The organism is Microbacterium sp., from assembly GCF_036566905.1.
Lineage (GTDB): Bacteria > Actinomycetota > Actinomycetes > Actinomycetales > Microbacteriaceae > Microbacterium.
In genome coordinates this window covers 1-20736 of sequence record NZ_DATCVK010000014.1, presented here as the reverse complement: position 1 = coordinate 20736, position 20736 = coordinate 1, and the positions used below count along the sequence as shown (strand labels likewise).

Here is a 20736-nt window from a genome sequence, read left to right as displayed (position 1 = left end):
CAGGTGTCGCAAGGGCCATGTCGCTGCCGTCCCGTCCGCTCAGCCGGCGAGCTTGTCGACCGATGCGCCCCAGCGCTCGTTCAGCTCGGCGAAGTAGCTGTCCTTGTCGCCGTCGGCGGCGCCGCGGGCGATGTCGATGAGCTTCTGGCGGTAGATCGGGCCGTACAGGTCGATCTGCGAGTCGCTGGAGACCTCGTTGAGCAGGCCCTCCTTGCCGGCCGGTGCCGGGTTGATCTCCATGAGCTCGACTCCCGCGGCCTCGAAGTCGGTCAGCGAGTCGGGGAGCGCGGCATCCTTGAGCGGGGAGACCATGCCCTGCGCCTCGGTGTAGCCCGAGTCGGCGACGACCCACTGGATCCACGCCCACGCGGCCGCCTTGGCCTTGGAGTGCTTGCTCACGGCCAGGTTGTAGTCGCCGCCGATCACGGCGAGCTGCGTGCCGTCGACGTTCGCCGGGAACGCCATGAAGCCGATGTCGTCGGCGGAGCCGCCGTTGTCCTCGGCGGCGGCCTGCATCTGCGAGATGGCCCACGACCCCAGCGGCATGGTGGCGATCTTGCCGGTGCCCAGGTCGACCTTCGACTGCTCCCAGTTGGTGGTCAGCGGGTCGTCCTCGGTGAGGCCGGCCGCGACGGTGTCGTAGAGCAGCGAGTCGATCGCGTAGATGTCGGTGCCCTCGGTCCAGGGCGCCGGGTCTTCGGCGAGTGTGATCGGCGCATCGGCGTCGTCGGTGATCCCGCCGAGGTTGCCGAAGCTCTGCGTCAGCGGCCAGCCGTCCTTGTAGTTCGTGTACATCGGGATCGCGTCGGTGTTGTCGGCGACCTTCTGCAGCGCGTCGAGCCACTCGTCCTCGGTGGTGGGCAGGTCGGTGACGCCCGCCTCTTCGAAGACCTTCTTGTTATAGACGACGCCGTTGGCGTTGCCGCCGAACGCGATGCCGTACTGGGTGCCGTCGTAGCTCGCGGCGGGCAGGAACCGGTAGGTGTCCTCGAAGTCGGCGGTGTCGCCCAGCGGCTCGAGGAACTGCTCGTACTGGTCGGGCTGGATCGCGGGGATGCCGATGACGTCGCCGTAGTTGGTGGTGCTCATGCGGGTGAGCATCTCGCCGGCGTAGTCGGTGATGCCCTCGAATGTGACGTTGACGTCGGGGTACTTCTTGTTGAACGCTTCGGCGTACTTGTCGAACGTGCCGTCCTCGACGAGGTCGGTGCGCCACGTGACGACCTTGATGTCGCCCTTCACGTCGCCGTCGATCGTGTTGTCCGCGTCGCTCGCGCCGCCGCCCGCGCAGCCGCTGATCGCGACCGCGGCGGTGGCAAGCAGCGCGATGCCCGCGAGTGCCTTCTTCGCCATGTGATGTCTCCTTGTCAGGTTCGCCCTTGAACTGCCGGTGCTCGTCATCGCACCGTTGCGTGGTTCGTCGCGCCGTCAGATTAGACACACTCGAAACGGTTCCGCAACTGTCCGATGTCAGCGCTGTCTTGTCTTGTCCGACCGGACTCGCGCAAAGAAAAGACGCAATCTATCAGGTCTTTCATCTCAGCCATAGGCGGCTGTCGGCAAAGAATGTCTCGTCAATGTCCCACGTAGACATTCCAACCGACGGAGTGCTAGCGTGAAGCGCCCGGCAAGGAGGCCCTCACCGATGACGGTTCAGCAGCGCGCGACCCTCGAAGACGTCGCCCGTCTCGCGGGCGTGAGCTCGAAGACGGTGTCGCGGGTCTTCACGCACCGCGAGCTCGTCGCGCCCGACACCGTGGAACGTGTGCTCGCCGCAGCCAAGAGGCTGCGCTTCCGCCCCAACCCGCTCGCGCGGAACCTGCGCCGCGGAGGACCGACGAACACGATCGGCTTCATCATGGGCGAGCTGAGCAACCCGTTCTACTACAAGCTCGCCGCCGGCATCGAGCGGGAGCTCGCCGCCAACGGGTACTCGCTCGTCGTGGCGACCACCGACGACACCGCCGAGGGCGAGGAGCGCGTCGCGGACGCTCTGCTCAGTCAGCGTCTCGGCGCGCTCCTGCTCATCCCGGTGGCCGAGGACCAGTCCTATCTCGAGGGCGAGCGGCACCTGGGCACGCCGGTCATCGCGATCGACCGCCCGGCACGCAACCTCGTGGCCGACTCGATCGTCCTGGAGAACCATCGCGGCGTGTTCGACGCCACGACCCGCCTGCTCGAGCGGGGCCATCGCCGCATCGGGTACATCTGCAATCCGGCATCCGTGTACACGCAGGCCGAGCGCCTGCGGGGCTACCGCGACGCGCTCGCCGCCTACGGGATCGTCGACTCCTCGCGGTGGGAGCGCCTCGCCGATGATCTCTCGACGCCGGCCGACGGCTTCATCGCGGATCTGCTCGCGCAGGACGACGCGCCGACGGCCATCATCACCGGCAACAACCGCGTGACGGTCGCCGCGCTGCGCGTGCTGCGCGACCGCGACGACCGGAGTACCGCACTGATCGGCTTCGACGACTTCGACACCGCCGATGTGCTCGGCGTGACCGTCATCAACTACGACCCGCTGGCGCTGGGTCGCGCCGCTGCGACGCTCGCCATCGAGCGCATGCAGGACCCGGCCGGCTTCACACGTCAGCTCGAGATGCCGACGTGGCTGGTGCCGCGTGGCACCGGCGAGCGACCCCCCGCTGAAAGGACCCCTGCATGACTTCCGGCTTCATCCGTCTCGAGAACGAGGGCGTCGGCGTGATCGTCGACGCCCGCGGTGCGGGTCTTCCCCGCGTGCTGCACTGGGGTGCGGCGGTGGGACGGATCACGGATGCCGACGCCGATGCCCTCGCTCACGCGCTGAGCAGGCAGACCCCTCCCGGCACGCTGGACGCCGCCTGGCAGCTGTCGCTGTCGCCGCAGGAGGCGGACGGCTGGAGCGGCCGTCCCGGCATGCAGCTGCGCCGCGACGGGGCGGTGCACCACCCGCGCTGGAGCGTCACCGGCGTCGAGTCCGACGACACCTCACTGACCGTCATGGCGCAGGATGCAGCATCCGCTCTGCGTCTGTCGATCACGATCGGCATCGAGCGCGGCGGGGTCGTGTGGGTGCAGCACGCTCTCACTCATGAGGGGGAGCCCGATGCCGAGCCCGTCGATGTCGACTGGCTCGAGGCGACCCTGCCCGTGCCGTCGACGACCGACATGCTGCTGACCTTCGACGGCCGATGGACGCGCGAGAAGCGCCCCGTCATGACGCGGATGCCGGCCGGGGCCACCGTGCGGCAGTCCCGGCGCGGACGACCGGGACACGACAGTCCCGTCGCCGCGATCGCGGCCATCGGCGCTCCGCGCTGGGACGATGGCGCGCTGTGGGGCGTCCACCTCGCGTGGTCCAGCGACCTCACGACCCGCGTCGACCGGGTGACGGACGCCGTCACCCTCATCGGCGCCGGTGAGCTGCTGCGCCCGGGCGAGGTCCGGCTCGCGCCTGGGGACGAGTACCGTGCGCCCCGGGCGGCGTTCGTCCACACGACCGCGGGGCTCGACGGGTTCGCGCACCGCGTGCACACGTGGCTGCGGGGCCGGCCGCAGCATCCGTCCTCACCGCGCCCGCTCGTCCTCAACACGTGGGAGGCCGTGTACTTCGACCACGATCCGGCGCGCCTCGCCGCGCTCGCCGAGCGCGCCGCCGAGGTGGGGATCGAGCGGTTCGTGCTCGACGACGGCTGGTTCCAGGGGCGCCGCGACGACTCGACGAGCCTCGGCGACTGGACCGTCGACCGGTCCGTGTGGCCCGATGGCCTCGGCCCGCTCGCCGACCGTGTGCACGAGCTCGGGCTGCAGTTCGGGCTGTGGTTCGAGCCCGAGATGATCAGCCTCGACTCCGACGTCGCTCGCGCGCACCCCGACTGGCTGCTGCATGATCCGCGACACCTCGACCACGACGCCGCGCTGTCGTGGCGGGGGCAGTACGTCATCGACCTGGCGAATCCGGATGCCTACGCGCACGTCTTCGGCCAGATCGACGCGCTGGTCGCCGAGCTCGGCATCGACTTCATCAAGTGGGACCACAACCGCGATCTCGTCGAGAGCGTGCATGCCGGGCGCCTCGGCGGGCACGCGCAGATGACGGCGGTGTACGCCCTGCTCGCCGAGCTGAAGGCGGCGCATCCCTCGCTCGAGATCGAGTCGTGCTCGAGCGGCGGCGCGCGCACCGACCTCGGCATCCTCGACGTCACCGACCGCGTGTGGGCGAGCGACTCCAACGATCCCGTCGAACGGCAGGACATCCAGCGCTGGACCGGTCTGCTGCTGCCGCCCGAGCTCGTCGGCGCGCACGTCGGTCCGACGACCTCGCATTCCTCGGGACGCACCACGGCGCTGTCGTACCGGATGGCGACGAGCCTCATGGGCTCGGCGGGCTTCGAATGGGACATCCTGTCGTGCGACGCGGACGAGACCGCCACGATCACGCGCTTCGCAGCCCTGTACAAGGAGCTGCGGCCCATCGTCCACAGCGGGCGGGTGCTCCACCCCGAACTGCGGGATCCGGCCTGGCGCGTCACCGCGTACGTCGGAGCGGACGCCGCGGTCGTCGTCGTCGCGACCGTGGCCAGTCTCGAAGACGCGCGCGCCGAGCGGCTGCGACTGCCGGGGCTCGATCCCGACCGCCGTTACCGCGTGCGGGTGCGTCGCGAGATCGGAGCCGCCGAGTACGGGTGGATCGCCCCGGAGTGGTTCACCGAGGGTGAGATCGAGCTGCCGGGCTCGCTGCTCGCACAGGTCGGTCTTCAGCTGCCGACGCTGTGGCCGCTGCAGGCGTTCGTCCTGCACCTCGAGGCGGTCTGACGCGCGCGTCGTCTCGCAAGCTCGCTCAGCGACCGGGTCAGGGTTTGTCCCGCCCGTCGCAGAGCGGTCAGACGAGGCTGCTGCTCAGAGGAGGGCGCCGAGGAAGCGTGCCTGCTTCGGGAACTGGAACGCCTGACCGCCCTCGTGGCCGTTGTGCGTGTAGACCTCGATGCGCTTGTCGGCCGTCTCGTGCCGGTTGAACGCGGCGTAGACGGTCGACGGCGGGCAGATCGTGTCCATCAGAGCGACCGAGTACAGAGCCGCGGCATCCGCTCTCTTCGCCATGTTCACGCCGTCGAAGTACGACAGCGTCTCGAAGACTCGCTCATCGGCGCCGCGGTGCACGGCCAGGTAGCGCACGACCTCCTGGTAGGGGTCGTCGCCGGTGAGGCCCACCGCGCGCTCGAAGTGGCAGAGGAACGGCACGTCCGGCATGACGGCCACGAGGCCCTCGGAGAGGCCCGCGGCGGCGATCGCGATGCCGCCGCCCTGGCTCGCGCCGCACACCGCCACGCGGTCGGCGTCGACCTGCGGGAGCGTGCGCACGGCGTCGACCGCGCGCACAGCATCCGTGAAGACCCGGCGGTAGTAGTAGGTCGCGGGGTCCTCGATGCCGCGGGTCATGAAGCCGGACGACGAGGGGCCGGTGCCGTGCGGATCGAGCGTGTCGCCGCCCGAGCCCCACATCGAGCCCTGGCCGCGAGTGTCCATGAAGAGGTGGGCGTAGCCGGCGGCGGCCCATCCGATGCGCTCGCCGGGCAGCCCGCGGCCTCCGCCGTAGCCCTGGTACTCGACGACGGCCGGAAGGGGGCCCGTCGCGCCCGCGGGCAGTGTGAGCCACGCCTTGACCGGGTCGCCGCCGAAGCCGGAGAACGTGACGTCGAAGATGTCGACCAGCGTGTACGGCGTGTCGAGCAGGGTGACCTCGGGTGAGGCATCCCACTGTCGCGACGCTGCGATCGTGGCGTTCCAGAAGTCGTCGAAATCGGCGGGTTCACGGACCTCGGGAGCGTAGTCCGCGAGCTCGGCGGGGGACAGATCGAATCTCGGCACGGACTCACCCTAGTGGGTCCCGCGCAAGCGTTTCGACGATCTTCGAGAGGGCGACGAGGCCTCGATGGGGGAGGGGTATTCGAGGCCCCGCCGCCGGTCTCTGGCGCGCCCGGCGGGCGCTGTGTGGGGAAAGTCGTCGGGGGATTCGGGCGGCTGTGCGTCAGAGACGGATCTCTGCGATGACCTCACCGTACTCGGTCTCACCGACCGGTGTGAAGCCCACGCGCTCGAAGAACTGCTGCGGACCCCCTTCGCCGGCTTCGTAGATGACGCAGACGTGGTCCATGCCGCGGTTGCGCGCCTCTTCGATGAGGCCCTTCACGGCGAAGCGTCCGACGCCGCGGCCCTGGTCGTCGGCGTCGACGTTGATGCGCCACAGCACAGAGCGGAAGTGCTCCACCGGATCGTCCGGATCGAAGTTGGCGCTCACGAAGGCGACCACCTCCTCGCCGTCGAGCACGACGCGCTGCCACGCCGTCTGCGGATTCACCACGGTCGCCGCGATGCCGTAGCTGACGGGGGAGAGGTACTCCTCCTGGCCGGGCTTCAGCGACAGATTGTTGACCGCCACGATGGTCGCGGCGGACAGTTCGACGAGTCGCAGATCACCCATGGGGCCCAGGCTAGCCCGGATGACGACATCCGGCACTCTGCGGGTTCCGGATTAACGCGGTGTTCACACGCGGCGGCGCCGAGCTATCAGACGATCGCGGGGGGCTGGAACCGCGGAATCACGGTGTCACGGCAGGCCGAGATCTCTTGACGTCGAGATATCTCGGGTGCTTGCGATAGGCTGATGGCCGACCCGCAAGAAGGACGTGACTGGTGACCGATTCGACCATCATCTACACCTATACCGACGAGGCACCGGCCCTCGCGACCGCATCGTTCCTGCCGATCGTGCAGGCCGTCACCCGCCAGGCGGGGGTGGACGTCGAGACGCGTGACATCTCGCTCGCCGGCCGCATCCTCGCGGCGTTCCCGCAGAACCTGACGCCCGAGCAGCAGGTCGGAGACGCGCTCGCCGAGCTCGGCGGCCTGGCGACGCTGCCCGAGGCCAACATCATCAAGCTGCCGAACATCTCGGCGTCGATCCCCCAGCTGAAGGCGGCCATCGCCGAGCTCCAGTCGCAGGGCTACGACGTCCCCGACTATCCGGACGAGGCCCAGTCGCTCGAAGACAAGGACGTGCGCGCGCGCTACGACCGCATCAAGGGCTCCGCCGTCAACCCCGTGCTGCGCGAGGGCAACAGCGACCGCCGTGCGCCGCTGTCGGTCAAGAACTACGCGCGCAAGCACCCGCACCGCAACAAGCCGTTCGCCGAGGGCTCGAAGACCCGCGTCGCCACGCTCGGCCACGACGACTTCAAGTCCAACGAGAAGACCACGGTGATCCCCGCCGACGACGTGCTGTCGATCCAGCACGTCGCCGCCGACGGCACCGTCACCTCGCTGAAGACCGGCATCAAGGTGCTGCCCGGCGAGATCATCGACAGCACGTTCCTCTCGGCGGCGGCGCTCGACGCGTTCCTCGCCGAGACGCTCGAGACGGCCAAGGCCGACGACGTGCTCTACTCGGTGCACCTCAAGGCCACCATGATGAAGGTCAGCGACCCGATCATCTTCGGCCATGTCGTGAAGGCCTACTACGCCGACGTCTTCGACCGCTACGGCGACAAGATCGCCGAGGCGGGCCTCACCCCCAACGACGGACTCGGCGCGATCCTCGCCGGCCTCGGCGACGTCGAAGGCGGCGACGAGATCGCCGCAGCGATCGCCGCGGCCACCGACTCCCCGCGGCTGTCGTACGTCAACTCCGACAAGGGCATCACGAACCTCCACGTGCCGTCCGACGTCATCGTCGACGCGTCGATGCCGGCGCTCGTCCGCAACGGCGGAAAGCTGTGGGGCGCAGACGGCGGCGAGGCCGACACCCTGGCCGTCATCCCCGACTCCTCCTACGCGAGCGTCTACCAGACCGTGATCGACGACGTCATCGCGCACGGCCCGCTCGACCCTGCCACGATCGGCACCGTGCCGAACGTCGGCCTCATGGCGCAGGCCGCCGAGGAGTACGGCAGCCACGACAAGACCTTCGAGCTGCAGGCCGCCGGCACCGTCCAGGTCGTGAACCAGGCCGGCGACGTGCTGCTCGAGCACTCCGTGCAGCCGGGCGACATCTGGCGTGCGACCCAGACCAAGGACGTCGCCATCCGCGACTGGGTGAAGCTCGCCGTCACGCGTGCCCGCGCCACCGGCGCCCCGGCCGTCTTCTGGCTGGACGAGAACCGCTCGCACGACGCGGCGCTCATCGCGAAGGTGAAGGAGTACCTTCAGGCCCACGACACCGAGGGCCTCACCATCGAGATCCTCGCGCCGGCAGACGCCACGCAGTACTCGCTCGACCGCCTGCGCAAGGGCGAGGACACCATCTCGGTGACCGGCAACGTGCTGCGCGACTACCTCACCGACCTCTTCCCCATCCTCGAGGTCGGCACCAGCGCCAAGATGCTCTCGATCGTCCCGCTCCTCGCGGGCGGCGGGCTGTTCGAGACCGGCGCAGGCGGCTCCGCTCCCAAGCACGTGCAGCAGCTCCTGCAGGAGGACTACCTCCGCTGGGATTCGCTCGGAGAGTTCTTCGCGCTCGCCGCCTCGCTCGAGCACCTCGCCGACTTCACCGGCAACGTGAAGGCGCAGGTGCTCGCCGACACGCTGGATGCCGCGACCGGCACGTTCCTCGAGAACGACAAGTCGCCCGGACGCGCGCTGGGCACGATCGACAACCGCGGCAGCCACTTCTACCTGACCCTGTACTGGACGCAGGAGCTGGCGAAGCAGCAGGCCGATCCCGAGCTCGCGGCGGCGTTCGCCCCCGTGGCCGAGGCGCTGGCAGCCAACGAGGAGCAGATCGTCGGCGAGCTGGTCGCCGTGCAGGGTTCGCCCGTCGACGTCGGCGGGTACTACCGTCCCGACGCCGAGCTCGTCGCCGGCGTGATGCGCCCGTCCGCCACGTTCAATGCGGTGATCGACGCTCTCTGAGCAGACACATACGAGAAGAGCGGATGCCCCGACCCGGGGCATCCGCTCTTCTCATGTGTTCAGGGTGTGGGTCAGTAGTGCACCGACACTTCCGTGCCGACGCGCGACCAGTCGTAGATGAACTTCGCGGCGTCGTCCCACATGTTGACGCAACCGTGGCTCTGTGGATATCCGAGGGAGGAACGGAAGGCGCTGGCTCCGTGGAAGGCGATGTCCGGATAGAACCAGGTGACCCACGGCACGTCCTCCGTGCAGTAGCTGTTCACCGCGTTCGGGTTATAGCACAGGGCGCCCATGTCGGTGATGGACGTGTACGCGTAGACGGTGAAGTTCCCGGTCGGCGTGCCCGTGTTGGCGGCCCCCGACGAGATCACGAACGTCTGGACGACCTGATCGTTCTCGAAGAGCGTCGCGCGCTGCGTGCTGAGGTTGACATCGATCCGCCGGGCGAGGTTCGTCGTCATGAACGGGGTCGCGGTGATCGACAGCTCGTAGACGCCGTCACCGCCGGCGAGCTGGTCGGCGAACGCGGCCGCGATGCCGTCGGTGCTGTCGAGGCTGCGGCCCTCGACGCCGCTGGAAACCGGGTTGGGCAGCGCCTTGCCTGCGCTGTTCGTCACGACTGTCGCGTTGACGGCGTCACGGTTCACGAGGCCGGGCAAGGTGTCGACGACGCTCTGGATCTTGCGCTCGTCGACGTCGACGATGATCGTGCCATCGTCGCCCTGGTCGAGCGTGATCCACGATGCCGCCACCGCGGGATCCACGGGCACGGTGCGCTCGTCGCCGACGTAGAAGCCGATGTTCGAGAGCACGCCGTTGAGCTTCGTCGCAGTGTCGGCGGCGGTCTCGGTCGAGATCGCCGCAGGGATCTCAGCGATGACAGGGTCGAGGCTCACGCTCGCATTGCCGGCCTCGAATGCGGCCTGAAGTGCCTGCTGTACGGTGGCGACATCGATGCCGCTGCCGGACGCGGCGGGCGTCGAGACATACGACGCCGAGGCGGTGTCGTATGCGACCGTCGCGTCGATCGGGTCCGTGAAGAGGTCGGGCGCGGCATTCTGCAAAGCCTCGGCCGCGGTCGTCGCATCGATCTCGACCTCGGCGCCGGTCTGAGCGAACCACGCCGTCGGGTTCCACATCGGGTGCTCGGCGAAGGCTGCGTCGGCGAGGGCCTGGGCGTCGACCGACGCTCCCAGTTCGGCGCCTGTGACCTCGACGTCGCCGCCCTCGCCGGTGAGCACCACCGTGGTCTCGGCCAGCCGCTGCTCGATCGCGCCGGCGGCGGCACCGGGCGTCATCCAGCCGACCGGAACACCGGCGACCGTTGTGCCCGGGGCGATCAGCAGCAGCGAGGTGACGACGAGGCCGAGGACGGCGACGCCGGCGGCCGCACTGATCCAGAGGGCGGTGTGCTTCTTCTTGGCCTTCGGCTCCGCGGGCGCCCACGCGTACCCCGAGCCATCGGCCGCGGTCTCAGTGGGCGTCGTGGCCGGGGAGGGCACGGGACCGGCGGGTGCGAGAACAGCCGTGGCCACGGCGACCGTCTCGAGATCGGCACCGGAGTCGACGGCGGCAGCGGAGCCTGCTTCCGCCTCGCGGACGGCGGCCGGCTCGGTCGTGCTGTCGTCTTCCGGCTCGGCGTCGGGGACAGCCTCGGGCTCGGTCTCTGGCTCAGCCTCAGGCAGGTCGGGCTCGGTGTCGGCTTCAGGCGCCTCGGTCTCGGTCTCGGCCGCTTCGACCTCAGGCTCGGCCTCAGGCGCATCTGGCTCGGCTTCAGGCACATCGGTTTCGGCTTCAGACGCGTCCGTGTCGGCTTGGGGCGCTTCAGCCTCGGCCTCCGCGTCCGCGACGGCATCCGTCTCCTGCTCCTCGGCGGTGTCCGCCTCTGCCTCTGCGGCGGCGGAGTCCTCGGACCCGGCTGCGGGCGCGACAGAGTCCTCCGTCACGACATCCGTCTGAGTCACGGCATCCTTCTCGTCCATGGCAGACGACGGCGCGGAATCGGCCGTGGCCGTTGCCTCGCTGTCGACGTCCTGCTCGCCCTCGACGGCGTCGTCCCCGGACGCCTTTTCGGCATGCGGCTGGGTCGCCAGATCTGTCACGCCACACCCCCGACTGTGATCAACGCTTCCCCTTATGGTAAGCGACGCGAACCGCTCGCATGGTCACGGCCTCATCACGGACGAATCGCCGGTCACAGGGGGAAACCGGGGACGTCTGCAGCAGCCGCGCGTGTCCGGTAGGTCACGGTTTTGTAAAGCATCCGCGCAAATAGGTGCTGAGGACTTGCGGAATGCGGGTTCGTAAGGTCTACTAACAAACATGTCCCACACGGAAGCGCAGCGCGGGCCATCCCTCGCCGACGCGCCGCACAGCACCGCGAACGCTCACGCCTTCGTCCCCGGCCGCACGCTGCGACAGGGGACCAAGGTACTCCCCGAGCACGCCCGCGGCCACAACCGCGCGCTCGTGCTCCAGACCCTCTTCCACCAGGGCGCGATGAGCCGGGCCGACCTCTCCCGAGAGACCGGCCTCACGCGCGTCACCATCTCCGACCTGGTCGGCGAGCTCATCGCCGACGGCTTCGTGGCAGAGATGGGCGTGCGCGAGGCGTCCGGTCCGGGCAAGCCCGCGATCCTGGTCGACCTCGACCACGCCGGGCATCGCATCGTCGGGCTCGACCTCTCCGGCAGCGACACCTTCATCGGCGCGGTGCTGACGCTCGACGGCAGCATCGTCGCGCGTCGCGAAGTCGCGCTCCCCGCCGACGAGGACGTCGTCGCCACGGTCGTCGAGCTGGCGCGTGCGCTCGTCGCAGACTCCCACGCCCCGGTGCTCGGCATCGGCGTCGGCACCCCGGGTGTGGTCGATGACCAGGGTGTGATCCTGACGGCGCCGAACTTCGGCTGGGCCGGCTTCGATCTCGAGGGTGCGCTGCGCAGCGCGCTCGGGGTTCCCGTCCTGGTCGCCAACGACGCCAACGCCGCCGTGCTCGCCGAGTACACGTTCGGCGGCGCCCCCGACGACGTGCTGCTGGTCAAGGTCGGGCGAGGCGTCGGCTCGGGGCTCCTGCTGGCCGGTCAGCCCATGCGCGGCAGCCGTTTCGCCGCGGGTGAGATCGGCCACGTCACGGTCGGCACCGACGGCGGCCCGCAATGCGCGTGCGGCAAGGTCGGATGCCTCGAGGCGTGGCTGTCGGTGCCCTCGCTGTCGTCCCGGCTGAGCGCGGCATCCGATTCCGAGGCGCACGAGGGCATCCTGCGTGACGCGGGGGAGCGGCTGGGCATCGCGCTCGCCCCCGTCGTCGGTGCGCTGGACGTGTCGGAGATCGTGCTGTCCGGCCCCCCTGAACTTCTCGGCGGCTCCCTTGCGGAACAAACCGTCGAGACCCTCCGCGCGCGCACGCTCGCGCCGTCCGTGGACGAAGGCGTGCGAGTGCGGATGACGGAGCAAGGCCAGGACATCGTCCTGCGCGGCGCGGCCGTCATGGTCCTGTCAGGACAACTCGGGGTGTCCTGACACAGCGCTGTCCCTCCGGAGGTTCCGCACGGAACCCCGGTCCCACCCTCCGGGTCACACCCCGGAAGCCCCGGTTCCCCCCGGATGGGTCACCCGGCCCACCCGAACACCAAGAGAACACACGAAGGAAGACACCATGAAGAAGACGCTTGGAGCCGTGGCGCTCATCGGCGCCTCGGCACTGGTGCTCGCCGGCTGCGCCGGCGGGACCACCCCCGGTGGATCGGACGACGCCTCGGGGTTCGACCCCGACGGCGCCAAGAACCAGGACATCACGTTCTGGGTCATGGGCGGAGACACCCCCGATGAGCTGCGCGAGTATCTGAAGGACGAGTACAGCAAGGCGACCGGCGGCACCCTCACGATCGAGGAGCAGTCCTGGGGCGACGCGCTGACCAAGCTGGCCAACCAGCTGCCCGACGCGAAGAACACCCCCGATGTGACCGAGATCGGCAACACCTGGTCGCCGACGTTCACCACCTCGGGCGCGTTCAGCGACTTGAGCGAGATCTACGACGACCTCGGCGGGTCAGACCTGCTCCAGTCGTTCGTCGATGTCGGCACGGTCGACGGCGCGCAGTACGCGCTGCCGTACTACTTCGGCTCGCGCTACATCACCTACCGCAAGGACATCTGGGAGGCCGCAGGCCTCGAGGTGCCCACGACCCTCGAAGAGTTCAACGAGGACGTCAAGACGCTGCGCACGGCCGATCAGTCGGGCTTCTACATCGGCGGCGAGGACTGGCGCAACGGCGTCTCGTGGATCTTCGCCAACGGCGGCGAGCTCGCTGAGCAGGACGGCGACAAGTGGGTTTCGACGCTGAGCGACGAGAAGACGATCACGGGCCTCGAGCAGTTCCAGGACCTGTTCACGAACGCCTCCAACGCTCCGGCGACCGAGGACGACAGCACGCCGTGGGTCAACATCAACAACGACAAGAACGGCAACCCGCCGACGGCCGCCACGATCATCGCACCCGGCTGGGCGCACTGGTCGATCGGCGACTTCGTCGAGGAGAAGACCGCTGACGACGGCACCGTGTCGGAGGTCCGCGAGTGGAACGACGACACCTTCGGCGTCTTCCCCCTCCCGGGCACGACCGCGGGCGAGGCGGCTCCCGTCTTCGCCGGCGGCTCGAACATCGGCATCTCGGCGAAGAGCGAGAAGCAGGCGGGCGCCAAGGAGCTGATGCGCATCATCTTCTCCGACGAGTACCAGCAGATGCTCGGCGAGAACGGCCTCGGCCCCGCGAACACGAAGTTCGTCGACTCGCTGGGTGACGACATCTTCGCCTCGGCGCTCATCGACTCGGCACTGAACTCGAAGCTCACCCCGGCCGCACCCGGCTGGGCCGCTGTCGAGGGTCAGAAGATCCTCGAGGAGTTCTTCGGCAAGGTCGCCGCGGGTGGCGACATCCCGGAGCTGGCCGCGGAGTACGACGAGAAGATCGACGCCATCATCAACGGCTGAGACCTTCATCAATCCCGGGGTCGCGGACACGCGTCCGCGACCCCGGTCCCCTGCGATACCCCTGAAGGAGGCGGGCATGGCTGTTCCTGCCCCCACCACACTGAAAGCGTCCGGCACGCGCGGCGCCGGCCGCGACGCCGACACCGACGCATCCGTCGGCGGCCGCCGCCGCTCACGCGTTCCCTACGCTCTGCTCGTCCCCGCGATCGCGATCCTGCTGTTCGGCATGGGCTATCCCGTCGTGTGGCAGGTCATCACGTCCTTCCAGAAGTACGGCGCGCTGCAACAGCTCGGCGGGAAGGCCCCCGACTTCGTCGGACTCGAGAACTACATCGCGGTGGCCACCAGCCCCACCTTCTGGGAGGTCGCGATCCGCTCGGTGATCTTCTGCCTCGTCACCGCGCTGATCACGGTGGTCATCGGCATGGCGCTCGCGCTGCTGATGACCCGCGTCCCGTCGGGCGTTCGCATCACGCTGCAGATCGCGCTGCTGCTGGCCTGGGCCATGCCCGTGGTCGCGGCGATGACGGTGTGGATCTGGCTGTTCGACCGTCGTCGCGGCGTCGTCAACTATCTTCTCGACCTCATCCCGGGCGTCGACATGAACCAGTTCAACTGGATCGGCGGCGAGCCGTTCGTCTTCTTCATCGTCGCGTCGATCATCGTGACGTGGATGTCGGTGCCCTTCGTCGCGTTCTCGGCCTACGCCGGCCTCACGCAGGTGTCGACCGAGATGGTCGAGGCCAGCCAGCTCGACGGCGCGACCGGCTGGCAGCGTCTGCAGTACATCGTGCTGCCGATCATCCGCCCGGTGATCATGATCGTGCTGCTCCTCAACCTCATCTGGGATCTGCGCGTCTTCACGCAGATCACGATGCTGCAGGACGCCGGCTCGAACTCGAGCGACTACGACCTGCTGGGCACGTACATCTACAAGATGGGCGTCGCCGGCCTCAACTTCGGTCAGGGCGCGGCGATGGCGATCTTCGTCCTCGCGCTCACGATCGTCCTCAGCTGGTTCTACATCCGCAGTCTCTTGAAGGAGGACCAGGTCTGATGTCCGCGTCCGCACAACTCGCGCCCACGCCGGCGCCGTCCCGGTCGGCATCCGCCCGCCCCGCGGCGCCTGCCCCGAAGCGCCGCCGGCGCGGCTCCGCCGCGACCTGGGGTTGGAGCATCCTGGCGATCCTCGTCGCGCTGATCTGGGTGTTCCCGGTCTACTGGATGTTCAACTCGTCGATGCTCTCGTCGGCGACGCTGGAATCGTTCACGCCGACCTTCGTCCCGTTCGGCGGCTCGTTCGCCAACTACCGCGGCGTGATCGACGGCTCGTTCTTCAGCGCGCTGGGCATCAGCCTGTCGGTCACGATCATCGCGGTGTTCTTCTGCCTGCTGTTCGCCTTCCTCGCATCGGTGGCGATCAGCCGGTTCCGCTTCCGTGGGCGCATCTCGTTCATCCTCGCGATCCTCGTCATCCAGATGCTGCCGGCCGAGGGCCTGTTCATCGCGCAGTACAAGATGATGAGCGAACTGGGGCTGCTCTCGAACATCTTCGGCCTCAGCCTGCTGTACATCGCGGCCGTCGTGCCGTTCACCGTGTGGATGCTGCGCGGCTTCGTGGTCGGCGTCCCCGCCGAGCTCGAGGAGGCGGCGATGGTCGACGGCCTCAGCCGCACCCAGGCGTTCATGCGCATCACCCTGCCGCTGCTCGCGCCCGGGCTCGTCGCCTCCGGCGTGTTCGCCTTCCTGCAGTGCTGGAACGAGTTCACGGTCGCCCTCGTGATCATGAACGCCGAGAACCAGACCCTGCCGCTGTGGCTGCGCGGTTTCGTGCAGCAGAGCTCGAGCCGGGCCATCGACTGGGGCGAGGTGATGGCGGCCTCCTCCATCGTCGCGATCCCCGTGATCGTGTTCTTCGTGATCGTCCAGGGCCGCATGACCAGCGGACTCGTCGCGGGGGCGGTCAAGGGCTGATGCGCACGCGGTACGACGCGGCCTTCCATGGGGAGGCCGGCCGATGAAGGTCGGGCTGGACGTGGGCGGCACCAAGACCGACGCCGTCGCGGTGGACGCCGCAGGAGCGATCGCCGGGCGCATCCGCATGGCCACCGGCTGGGGCCCGGATGCCGTCGCCCAGACGGTCGTGGACGCCGTGCGCGCCCTCGGGGCCGAAGCGGGCGTGGACCTCTCGGCCGTGCGGTCGGTCGGAGTCGGCATCCCGGGGCAGATCGAGCCGGGCACCGGCCGCGTGGTGCACGCGGTGAACCTCGGCGTCGACGAGCTCGACCTCGCGACCATGGTGGCCCCGCAGCTGAGGCTCGTGGCCCCGCAGCTGATCGCCCCGGTGCAGGTCGAGAACGACGTGAAGGCCGCCGCGCTCGGCGCGCACGCGCTGCACACGCGCAACGGCTCTCCTGCGCCGGGCTCGATGGCGTACCTCAATCTCGGCACCGGCATCGCCGCGGGCATCGTGTCGGACGGCGTGCTGTGGCGCGGCGCGCGCGGCACAGCCGGCGAGGTCGGCCACATCTCCGTCGACCCGAACGGCCCGCTCTGCCGGTGCGGTCAGCGCGGCTGCATCGAGGCCTTCGCGGGCGGCGGCGCGATCGCCGAGCGGTGGGCGAAGCGCTCGGCGCTGCCGGTGCGCGACGTCTTCGACGCCGCGGACGACGGCGATCCGTCGGCGCTCCAGCTGCGTGCCGGATTGGCTCGCGGCGTCGCGGCGGCCGTGCGGGTACTGGTGCTGACGGCCGACGTCGATATCGTGGTGCTCGGAGGGGGTGTGACGGCTTTGGGCGATCGACTGATGACGGATGTCGCAGCCGAGCTGTCGGCCAGCGCCGAGGCATCCCCGTTCATGCGCTCGCTGCATCTGACCGAACGGGTCGAGCTGCTGCCGCCGGGATCCCCGGCCGCCGCACTCGGCGCGGCTCTGGTGGGTGCGGACGGCGATGCCACACACGACGCCGAGGAGGCATTGGTCCATGGCTGAGATCGTCATCGTCCGAGACAAGGCAGCGGCCGGGGCGCTCGTCGCCGACCACATCGCCGGTCTCCTGCGCGCGAACCCCGAGACGGTCCTGGGGCTCGCGACCGGGTCGACGCCCCTGCCCGTCTACGAGGCGCTGCGCACGCGCCTGGAGGGCGTCGACGTGTCGCGCGTGCGCGGGTTCGCGCTCGACGAGTACGTCGGCATCGACCCCGCGCACCCCGAGAGCTACCGCTCGGTCATCACGCGCGAGGTCGTCGAGCCGCTCGGGCTCGACCCGTCGCGCATCCGCACGCCGGACGGCACCCCCGAGGGCATCGAGCACCACGGCGAGGAGTACGAGGCCGCCATCCGTGAGGCGGGCGGGATCGACCTGCAGATCCTCGGCATCGGCACCGACGGCCACATCGGCTTCAACGAGCCGGGCTCGTCGTTCGCCTCGCACACGCGCGTGAAGACGCTGACCGAGCAGACGCGCCGCGACAACGCGCGCTTCTTCGCCTCCGTCGACGACGTGCCCATGCACTGCATCACGCAGGGGCTCGGCACGATCCTCCGCGCGCGTCACCTCGTGCTGCTGGCGTTCGGCGAGGGCAAGGCGACGGCGGTCGCGGGTGCCGTCGAGGGCCCCCTGTCGGCGTCGCTGCCCGGCTCCGCGATCCAGCTGCACCCGCGCGCGACGGTGGTCGTCGACGAGGCGGCCGCATCGCAGCTCGCCCGTGCCGACTACTACCGCTACGCCTACGACAACAAGCCCGACTGGCAGGGCATCTGAGCTCCAGGCTGACGGCAACACCTGGTCTCGGCGACGAGACAGGGGCGCGACGCCCGGTGAACCCCGGCCGGGGCTCAGGGGGCGAAGACCTTGCCGGGGTTGAGGATGCCCTGAGGGTCGAAGACGCGGGCGATCTGCCGCTGCAGCTCCCACTGGTCCTCGCCCAGCTCGTCGGCGAGCCAGCGGCGCTTCAGCACACCGACGCCGTGCTCGCCGGTGAGCGTGCCGCCGAGCCGGAGCGCGGCGCGGAAGAGGTCGTCGGCGGCCGCCCAGACGTGCTCGGGCGCCTCGACCACGCCGAACTCGTCCGGCTCGCCGGCGAAGATGAAGTTCGGGTGCAGGTTGCCGTCGCCGGCGTGCGCGACGGTCGGGATGACGATCCCGTGCTCGCGCTCGACGCGGGCGATCTCGTCGAACATGGCGGGGAGGGCGCTGCGGGGCACCGAGACGTCTTCGATCAGCGCCGTGCCGAGTGACTCCATGGCCGGATGCATCGACCGCCGGATCGTGAGCAGTCGCTCGCCCTCTGCACGGTCGTGCGAGAGGGCGACGTTGCCGCCGGCGATGCGCAGGACGGCCGCGATCGCGTCGGCCTCCGCCGCCGCAGCGGGTCCGTCGGTCTGGATCGTGAGCTGGGCGGCCCCAGGCGTGGGCGCGTCGAGCGAGAGGAGGGCGTGCACGGCGGCGAGGGAAGCGGCATCCATCAGCTCCATGATCGCTGGCTGCGCGCCGGAGGCGGTGACGGCGGCGGACGCCTCAGCAGCCCTCCGCACGTCGGGGAAGGTGGCCGCGATCGTGCAGACCTCTCCCGGCACGAGCCGACGGAGCTTGAGCGTGGCGCCTACGACGACGCCGAGAGTCCCCTCGGAGCCGATGACCAGCGAGGTCAGGTCGAGGCCGGTCACGCCCTTGACGGTGCGGTGGCCGAGCTGCAACAGGCGCCCGTCGGCGAGCACGAGGTCGACACCCAGAACGGCGTCGCGCACGACGCCGTACTTGGCGCAGAGCAGGCCGCCGGCGCCGGTGGCGATGTTGCCGCCGACGGTGGAGATGGCGCGGCTCGCGGGGTCGGGCGCCCACCACAGCCCGTACGGCTCGAGCGCGGCGTTGAGGTCGGCGTTGAGGATGCCGGGCTCGACGACGGCGAGCAGATCGTCGGGGCGCACCTCGAGGATGCGGTCCATCCCGCGCACCGAGAGGGCGATCTCGCCCCGGCCCGCGTTCGCGCCGCCTGCGAGGCCGGTCCCGGCGCCGCGTGTGACGACGGGGGTCCCGGTGCGGGTAGCGATGCGGAGGGTCTGCTGGACATCCGCGACGCTGCGCGCGTGGACGACGGCGATCGGCTGACCGGATGCGGCGTGCCCCGACTTGTCGGCGCGGGCGGTGGAGAGCGACTCGGGCGAGGTGTCGACGCGGTCGCCGAGTTCCGCGCTCAGGAGGGCGAGCGCGTCCGCGCCCGGAGTCACGACAGACGCCGGCGGCCGGCGATGACCCCCGCGGTGACCGCGACGACGCCGAACGCGAGCCCGATCCAGGCGTTGCCCATCGACCACCACGCGATCGTCGCCGACGCGTACACGAGCAGCTCGACGATCGCACGCACGAACGGGTGCACCGCGAACACGGCGCGGGGCGACACGAACAGAGCCCACAGCAGGATGGCGACGGCAGGCGCTGCGATGCCCGCGACGATGTTCCAGGGGAACGGCCACATCGTGAAGCCCCACAGTGCGAGGGTGCCGAAGGCGAAGATCTCGCACACGAACGCGACCAGGTCGATCGCCGAGAGCGGCGCGCGGGTTCCGGGCGCCGGTTCGGCGGGCGGTGCGGGCGTGACGTTCGGCGTGTCGGACATGACCTCCAGTCTACGGCGGAGGCCCCGGCGCAGCCGCCTCGAGCTCTGCCCGCGCGACGCGGCGCTCGGGCCGCGCAGACGGCGAGGCTACGGCGCGACCGTGGCGCTCGCGATGAGGGCAGGGGCGGTCGGCAGGATCGGCGGGACCGACATCATCGGCGTCGTCCCGTCGGCCGGCGCTGCCGGCGCGACCGATTCGACAGGCGCCGCCGGGTTCGCCGGTGTCGTCGCTTCGGACGCTGTCGACGGGGCGGGCAGCAGGAGACGTGGCGTCGTGGGCTGGCCGGGGGGCGTTGCCGGGCCGGCCGGCTGGGCGGCGGATTGAGCCGGGGTCGCCGGAGTCCCAGAAGGTGAACCGGACGACGGCCCGGACGGCGTCACCGCGTTCGCCGGAGTCCCCAGGGCCGCAGGCGTCGTGGCGGCGTGGGTGGTGCCCCTCGCCTCGCGCCCGGACTGGCCGGGCGCGGCATCCGTTTCGGAGTCCATCACGTGGACCAGTCCTGCCGTCGCGGTCGGTGCGGCGGGCGTCTGACCCGCCGGACGGCCCCCGTGACCGGCGCGCGCCGGCCCTGATCCGGTCGTTCCCTCGTGTGCCTCCGTGTCGCCGTTCGCACCGAAGAGGATCTCGGGGTCGAGCACAGCGGCCATTCCGGAGGCGTTGGTCTTGCCGTTCCGAACTCCGGACGAGCTCGGCTTGCCGTTCTCGGCGCCGTTCCCCTCACCGGTGTTGCCGCCGTTGCCGTTGCCGGTGCCGTTCGTCGGGGTGCCGTTGCCGGTGGTCCCGCCGTTCCCGGTGGTTCCGCCGTTGCCGCTGCCCGTGCCGTTCGTGGGGGTGCCGTTCTCACCCGGGTTGCCGTTGCCGGCGCCGTTCTCGGCACCGCCGTTGTCGGCACCGCCGTTGCCGGCATTGCCGTTTGCGGCGCCGCTGTTGCCCTCCTGCGGTGGTGTTCCGGCGCCGGGGTTGTCGCCGGCGCCGGGGGTGCCGTCGTTGCGGGGAGCGGCTCCGTCGTCGGTCTGCCCTTCCTCCACAGTGCCGAGCTCCGCGATCACGGGGACGTCCGACGGGCCCGGACCGGGCGCCGGCAGCTGCAGGATGCCCTCGCCGGCCTCTTCGGTCTCGGTCACCTCCGCGGGGGTGAGGACAGTGGAGTCGACGACGCTCGTCGGTGCGGGCGCGGGTGCTGCCGGCGGAAGCCCGACGGCTGCCGCCATGACGCCGCCGACGACGACGA

Annotated in this window: 16 protein-coding genes; 9 read left to right on the top strand and 7 right to left on the bottom strand. The window is 70.0% G+C overall.

Features of this window, described 5'->3' with window-relative positions; genetic code table 11:
* Nucleotides 1–39 precede the first annotated feature (39 nt).
* Nucleotides 40–1353, bottom strand: coding sequence for an ABC transporter substrate-binding protein (locus tag VIP82_RS01770; protein WP_331905583.1), 1314 nt, complete (start codon nucleotides 1351–1353; stop codon nucleotides 40–42).
* Between the two features lie 292 nt (nucleotides 1354–1645).
* Between VIP82_RS01770 and VIP82_RS01765 the strand changes: the two genes are divergently transcribed.
* Both VIP82_RS01765 and VIP82_RS01760 read left to right on the top strand, forming a co-directional pair.
* Nucleotides 1646–2668 (top strand): LacI family DNA-binding transcriptional regulator, encoded by a 1023-nt coding sequence (locus tag VIP82_RS01765; protein WP_331905582.1) that lies wholly within the window; start codon nucleotides 1646–1648, stop codon nucleotides 2666–2668.
* On the top strand, nucleotides 2665–4800 hold the full coding sequence (locus VIP82_RS01760; protein ID WP_331905581.1) for an alpha-galactosidase: 2136 nt from the start codon (nucleotides 2665–2667) through the stop codon (nucleotides 4798–4800). Before VIP82_RS01765 ends, VIP82_RS01760 begins: the two co-directional genes overlap by 4 nt.
* Nucleotides 4801–4884: 84 nt before the next feature.
* On the opposite strand, the gene VIP82_RS01755 is transcribed toward VIP82_RS01760, so the two are convergent.
* Nucleotides 4885–5853, bottom strand: coding sequence for an acetylxylan esterase (locus VIP82_RS01755; RefSeq protein ID WP_331905580.1), 969 nt, complete (start codon nucleotides 5851–5853; stop codon nucleotides 4885–4887).
* A 160-nt stretch (nucleotides 5854–6013) separates the two neighbouring features.
* Complete coding sequence (locus VIP82_RS01750; protein WP_331905579.1) at nucleotides 6014–6466, bottom strand: GNAT family N-acetyltransferase; 453 nt, start codon at nucleotides 6464–6466, stop codon at nucleotides 6014–6016.
* A gap of 212 nt (nucleotides 6467–6678) precedes the next feature.
* Here VIP82_RS01750 and VIP82_RS01745 point away from each other — a divergent pair, with 212 nt between their 5' ends.
* A complete protein-coding gene (locus tag VIP82_RS01745) occupies nucleotides 6679–8892 on the top strand; it encodes an NADP-dependent isocitrate dehydrogenase (protein WP_331905578.1) in 2214 nt (737 codons plus the stop codon).
* A 71-nt stretch (nucleotides 8893–8963) separates the two neighbouring features.
* Here the strand turns inward: VIP82_RS01745 and VIP82_RS01740 are convergent, their stop codons facing one another.
* Nucleotides 8964–10997 (bottom strand): L,D-transpeptidase family protein, encoded by a 2034-nt coding sequence (locus VIP82_RS01740; RefSeq protein ID WP_331905577.1) that lies wholly within the window; start codon nucleotides 10995–10997, stop codon nucleotides 8964–8966.
* A 220-nt stretch (nucleotides 10998–11217) separates the two neighbouring features.
* Between VIP82_RS01740 and VIP82_RS01735 the strand changes: the two genes are divergently transcribed.
* The 6 genes from VIP82_RS01735 to VIP82_RS01710 all read left to right on the top strand — a co-directional run bounded on the left by VIP82_RS01735 (nucleotide 11218) and on the right by VIP82_RS01710 (nucleotide 17649).
* A complete protein-coding gene (locus tag VIP82_RS01735) occupies nucleotides 11218–12414 on the top strand; it encodes an ROK family transcriptional regulator (protein ID WP_331905576.1) in 1197 nt (398 codons plus the stop codon).
* 136 nt (nucleotides 12415–12550) lie between these two features.
* The gene (locus VIP82_RS01730; RefSeq protein ID WP_331905575.1) at nucleotides 12551–13885 is read left to right on the top strand and encodes an extracellular solute-binding protein; all 1335 of its coding nucleotides are present in this window, start codon (nucleotides 12551–12553) and stop codon (nucleotides 13883–13885) included.
* Nucleotides 13886–13961: 76 nt separating this feature from the next.
* Nucleotides 13962–14942: a carbohydrate ABC transporter permease gene (locus VIP82_RS01725; protein WP_331905574.1), complete on the top strand. Its 981-nt coding sequence runs from the start codon at nucleotides 13962–13964 to the stop codon at nucleotides 14940–14942.
* Nucleotides 14942–15859, top strand: a complete 918-nt coding sequence (locus VIP82_RS01720; protein ID WP_331905573.1) for a carbohydrate ABC transporter permease — start codon at nucleotides 14942–14944, stop codon at nucleotides 15857–15859. The genes VIP82_RS01725 and VIP82_RS01720 overlap by 1 nt, the downstream gene beginning before the upstream one ends.
* A 43-nt stretch (nucleotides 15860–15902) precedes the next feature.
* Nucleotides 15903–16877 (top strand): ROK family protein, encoded by a 975-nt coding sequence (locus VIP82_RS01715; protein ID WP_331905572.1) that lies wholly within the window; start codon nucleotides 15903–15905, stop codon nucleotides 16875–16877.
* Nucleotides 16870–17649: a glucosamine-6-phosphate deaminase gene (locus VIP82_RS01710; protein WP_331905571.1), complete on the top strand. Its 780-nt coding sequence runs from the start codon at nucleotides 16870–16872 to the stop codon at nucleotides 17647–17649. The genes VIP82_RS01715 and VIP82_RS01710 overlap by 8 nt, the downstream gene beginning before the upstream one ends.
* A 74-nt stretch (nucleotides 17650–17723) precedes the next feature.
* Here VIP82_RS01710 and VIP82_RS01705 read toward each other — a convergent pair whose 3' ends face one another.
* The 3 genes from VIP82_RS01705 to VIP82_RS01695 form a co-directional block, all read right to left on the bottom strand.
* Nucleotides 17724–19115 carry an FAD-binding oxidoreductase gene (locus VIP82_RS01705; RefSeq protein WP_331905570.1) on the bottom strand — a complete coding sequence of 464 codons (1392 nt, stop codon included), beginning with the start codon at nucleotides 19113–19115 and terminating at the stop codon, nucleotides 17724–17726.
* Entirely contained in the window at nucleotides 19112–19504 is a 393-nt protein-coding gene (locus tag VIP82_RS01700) for a YrdB family protein (RefSeq protein WP_308868181.1), read from the bottom strand. Before VIP82_RS01700 ends, VIP82_RS01705 begins: the two co-directional genes overlap by 4 nt.
* Nucleotides 19505–19591: 87 nt before the next feature.
* Nucleotides 19592–20736: hypothetical protein (locus tag VIP82_RS01695; protein ID WP_331905569.1), on the bottom strand; the 1145-nt coding region annotated here is incomplete at its 5' end.

Coding starts and splice junctions, on each gene's coding strand:
- VIP82_RS01730 (WP_331905575.1), top strand. CDS start 12,551: ATGAAGAAGACGCTTGGAGCCGTGGCGCTCATCGGCGCCTCGGCACTG.
- VIP82_RS01725 (WP_331905574.1), top strand. CDS start 13,962: ATGGCTGTTCCTGCCCCCACCACACTGAAAGCGTCCGGCACGCGCGGC.
- VIP82_RS01770 (WP_331905583.1), bottom strand. CDS start 1,353: ATGGCGAAGAAGGCACTCGCGGGCATCGCGCTGCTTGCCACCGCCGCG.
- VIP82_RS01710 (WP_331905571.1), top strand. CDS start 16,870: ATGGCTGAGATCGTCATCGTCCGAGACAAGGCAGCGGCCGGGGCGCTC.
- VIP82_RS01715 (WP_331905572.1), top strand. CDS start 15,903: ATGAAGGTCGGGCTGGACGTGGGCGGCACCAAGACCGACGCCGTCGCG.
- VIP82_RS01700 (WP_308868181.1), bottom strand. CDS start 19,504: ATGTCCGACACGCCGAACGTCACGCCCGCACCGCCCGCCGAACCGGCG.
- VIP82_RS01750 (WP_331905579.1), bottom strand. CDS start 6,466: ATGGGTGATCTGCGACTCGTCGAACTGTCCGCCGCGACCATCGTGGCG.
- VIP82_RS01765 (WP_331905582.1), top strand. CDS start 1,646: ATGACGGTTCAGCAGCGCGCGACCCTCGAAGACGTCGCCCGTCTCGCG.
- VIP82_RS01720 (WP_331905573.1), top strand. CDS start 14,942: ATGTCCGCGTCCGCACAACTCGCGCCCACGCCGGCGCCGTCCCGGTCG.
- VIP82_RS01760 (WP_331905581.1), top strand. CDS start 2,665: ATGACTTCCGGCTTCATCCGTCTCGAGAACGAGGGCGTCGGCGTGATC.
- VIP82_RS01735 (WP_331905576.1), top strand. CDS start 11,218: ATGTCCCACACGGAAGCGCAGCGCGGGCCATCCCTCGCCGACGCGCCG.